Consider the following 3,890-nt stretch of genomic DNA (forward strand, 5'->3'; position numbering starts at 1 on the left):
GTCCCCCTTCTCCCCCCCTCCCCTATCCCGATCGATCAAACCTCATGGCAGACACTACTATACCCTCTCCCTTGGTGATTCCTCAGCTAATTGTGGGATTGGGAAATCCCGGCTCTAAGTATGACAAAACGCGGCACAATATTGGATTTGAAGTAGTGGATGCCCTTGCCCGTAGATCGCAAATTTCTTGGAGCGAAAATCGCAAGTTTCAGGCTTTTTTGGGGGAAGGATTTAGCCCGACAAGAGATAAGCTGCGTCTGCTCAAACCGCTTACTTATATGAATGCTTCTGGACAAGCTATTCGTGCTGCGATTGATTGGTATAAGTTACCACCTGAGTCAGTTTTGATTGTTTATGACGATCTGGATTTACCTGTGGGGCGACTGCGGATGCGCCTTTCAGGATCTGCCGGAGGACATAATGGGATGAAATCCGCGATCGCACATCTTGGTACGGATAATTTCCCTCGTCTACGAATTGGTATTGCTAAATCTACCCCGGATCGGGATACTATATCTCATGTCCTGGGTAAATTTTCACCGGAGGAAACAAAAGTCATATCTGAGGTTCTCCAATTTGCTGTTGATGCGGTGGAAATCGCTCTTAAACAAGGGCTGGAAAAGGCTATGAATCTATACAATAGTCGCAGTATTTAGTTATTAGTTATTAGTTATTGGTTATTAGTTATTAGTTATTAGTTATTGATTATTAGTTATTGGTTATTGGTGGCTCTCCGGGAGTTATGGTGATAAGTCAAAGTTATTGAAATCACCAAAGGCATACTAGATCGGGTTTCCCCCTGCTCCCTGCCCCCCTGCCAAAAAAAGGGTTTTCCACCACAAGTACGGGAGAGCCTTATTGGTTATTGGTCAAACAAACAACCAATAACAACCAACAAACAACAAATAACCAACAACAAACAACCTACATTATTTGATTTAAACAGGAAACATCTGCCGATCCAAAGTGAATAGAGAAAGCGACATTTAAGTTTTCCAAAGATTTGATTAACCAGGGTACGCCGTCTCTCGTTGACGATTCATAGTGGTTAAATAGAATGGAGAATTGCTTTTCCAAGTAATGCTTGACTTTGTGAGATAGCAAGACTATTTTGAGTAGTAAAACAGTTGTCACGGTTGCGCCCAAGTTAGTAATCAGATCCACAAAAACAAAGTGATTAGGGCGCTGACTACTCTCCACCACTAAGAAGTTCAATAACTTGCTACAGGTGCGTAAAATCAGAAATTCACTGGGTGGTTGGGCATCGCTTTGAGGTAAAGTATTTTTGAGATGAGTATGGAGCCGCTCATTAAACTGGAGTTTTCCATAGGATGGGTCAATAGAAGCTGTGAGATACTCGTACAAATCCTCCTTAAAATCCTTGTAGCGAGTAGTGTGAGTAGTGTGGGAGAGGAAGCTCTGAGCGATATCCCTGTGGGTGTAAGATCCTTGTACTTTACCAGCCAACTGCTTGAGGGCATTCCCCAATTCGCGATCGCTCAAAAGTGTAGGATTTTTTACAGTTAGAATCTTTTTGCTTGCTTCTTTCGATCCGTTTTTGATCGCCTGGGCACATCGCACCTGATAGGTGACATATTGAGACAAATCCAGCTCAAACCGCTTCTGAATCCGAGATTGAATCTGCCGCACCGTTTGCTGATGCTCGTAACTACTGTCTTCGCTCAACAGACAATGTTCGTATAAGTAAGGATAGCGCTGAATCAGGTTACCTATTGGCTTAGATCCACAGCCACAGTGATCTGAATGGTCGCTCATTACCCGCGATAAGCGTTGTAATGTTAGATATTGCTCCGTCTCAGTGAAAAGCTCCACTAGTTCCCGCAAACGCCTTGCGCCGCGAGATCGAACAATTCCCGGAGATGGTAGAGTCTCAAATATCCCCACCAATTCCGGGATCGCAACCTGTAATTGGGGTTGCAGTTGCCAGCGATTGATGAGAATATGGCAGCAACGGTTGAGGACAAACTTGAAGTCTTGCTCAGAGCGCTTATCCACGGCTAGCTTTTCCAAGGCCATCCAGATTTTGGGTTCTTCATATCTCGATCCATCTAAAAATAGCTTTTGGAAGCGCTCGATCATTTGACAGGGCGACTCTACCTGTACGCAGTAGAGTAGATGATCGTAGAGCTGTTGCTCTTCGCTGCTAGTTTGTCTAATATCAGATTCTGTCCAAGTAGCAGTCATTTTAGTAAGCCCTCCCAAGCAGAAACCTCAAGGCTGAAGGCCTTTTATTCACTTGTTGTAGATTGCTAGATTTAATTTCCAATTTAACCTGCCCTCTCCTGAGACAGCCAACACCCAGATGCACCACAATTGGATGCCCCCGCTAAAAGGGCATCGTAGATGATTTGTAAAAATGCAGAGAATTACTCTCTACTAAAAGCATACTTTACTCAGCCTGAATCAGGATCTCGAAGTTCATCACACAATTGTAAAGATTCAGTAAACTACCTGTTTTAACCTGCCCCCATTCTGTATTGTAAAGATTTATTCAGAAAACGCCTAAATTATATAAACGCAAACAGTATAGACCTATGGCTTGTCAGCTTTCTGCGATCGAATTACTTGACATTCTCAACGCACTGCCTCTCAATTTATCAGATCGAGTGGCAGGAACATTGTTCCCCGGTATTTCCACCGATACCCGCAGCCTCAAGCCGGGTCAAGTTTTCTTAGCACTGCGCGGACTTCAATTTGATGGGCATGAGTATCTCAGAGCTGCAATTGGGAAAGGCGCGATCGCAGTTATTACAGATCGTAGTATTGGTAATGAGTTTGACGATATTCCCCAACTCCAAGTAGAAGACACCCTCAAGGCATATCAGCAAATTGCCAGTTACTGGCGCGATCGCTTTAATATCCCAGTAATTGCGGTAACTGGCTCTGCTGGCAAAACTACTACCAAGGAGTTGATCTCTGCTGTTTTGGGGACTCAAGGTAATGTCCTCAAAACTCAGGGTAACTATAATAATGAGATCGGTGTGCCGAAAACCCTGCTGGAATTAGGACAAGAACATGATTATGCCGTCATTGAAATGGCAATGCGGGGTGTCGGACAAATTGCACAGTTGACTCAAATAGCCCATCCTACGGTAGGGGTGATTACTAATGTCGGGACGGCTCACATCGGACTATTGGGTTCCGCCGAAGCGATCGCCAAAGCTAAATGTGAGTTATTAGCCGAAATGCCCCACAGTAGTATAGCCGTAATCAATCACGACAACAAATTGCTCAGGAAAACTGCTGCTACAGTTTGGCAGGGACAAACGATTACCTTTGGCTTGGATGGCGGTGATTTACATGGGCAATTGATCGATCTAGACACTCTCGCTGTTGACGGAATCGAGTTCCCTCTTCCTTTACCTGGCAGACATAATGCCCTAAACTATTTAGCGGCGCTAGCTGTGGCGAAAATTCTGGGAATAGACTTGACAAAACTCACTAAAGGTGTATTAGTAGAGATGCCAGGAGGGAGATCGCAGCGCTACGAGTTAGCGAAGGATATTGTAATTCTGGATGAAACCTACAATGCTGGATTAGAATCAATGAAAGCAGCACTCCAACTGTTAGCCGAAACCCCTGGCAAGCGGCATATTGCCGTACTAGGAGCAATGAAGGAATTGGGAGAGCGATCGCCCGAATTCCATCAAGAAGTCGGGAATACAGTGGAGGAATTGCATCTGGATGCTTTGTTAATTACAGTGGACGACGAGGAAGCTCAAGCTATTGCTACAGGTGTTAGTACAGTACCAACCGATTGCTTTGACTCCCAGGCGGATCTACTCGAGCATTTAAAAGAATTGTTGCAACCAGGCGATCGCGTACTATTCAAAGCATCAAGATCTATTGGCTTAGATCGGGTTGTTCAT

General features: G+C 44.6%; 3 protein-coding genes. 2 read left to right on the top strand and 1 reads right to left on the bottom strand.

Going from position 1 to position 3,890, the window contains the following annotated elements:
- The first annotated feature begins 44 nt into the window (after positions 1 to 44).
- Positions 45 to 656, top strand: coding sequence for an aminoacyl-tRNA hydrolase (pth, locus tag NJ959_RS26930; protein ID WP_254014840.1), 612 nt, complete (start codon positions 45 to 47; stop codon positions 654 to 656).
- A gap of 268 nt (positions 657 to 924) precedes the next feature.
- Here pth and NJ959_RS26935 read toward each other — a convergent pair whose 3' ends face one another.
- A complete protein-coding gene (locus NJ959_RS26935; RefSeq protein WP_254014838.1) occupies positions 925 to 2,205 on the bottom strand; it encodes a Sll1247 family protein in 1,281 nt (426 codons plus the stop codon).
- Between the two features lie 350 nt (positions 2,206 to 2,555).
- On the opposite strand from NJ959_RS26935, the gene NJ959_RS26940 reads away from it, so the two are divergent.
- A partial coding sequence (locus NJ959_RS26940) for a UDP-N-acetylmuramoyl-tripeptide--D-alanyl-D-alanine ligase (protein ID WP_254014839.1) occupies positions 2,556 to 3,890 on the top strand: 1,335 nt, incomplete at its 3' end.

The sequence above is a fragment of the Limnofasciculus baicalensis BBK-W-15 genome (genome assembly GCF_024178385.1).
GTDB lineage: Bacteria > Cyanobacteriota > Cyanobacteriia > Cyanobacteriales > Coleofasciculaceae > Limnofasciculus > Limnofasciculus baicalensis.

What these genes read in the sequence shown, in the direction of transcription:
- pth (WP_254014840.1), top strand. Translation starts at nt 45, where the DNA reads ATGGCAGACACTACTATACCCTCTCCCTTGGTGATTCCTCAGCTAATT.
- NJ959_RS26935 (WP_254014838.1), bottom strand. Translation starts at nt 2,205, where the DNA reads ATGACTGCTACTTGGACAGAATCTGATATTAGACAAACTAGCAGCGAA.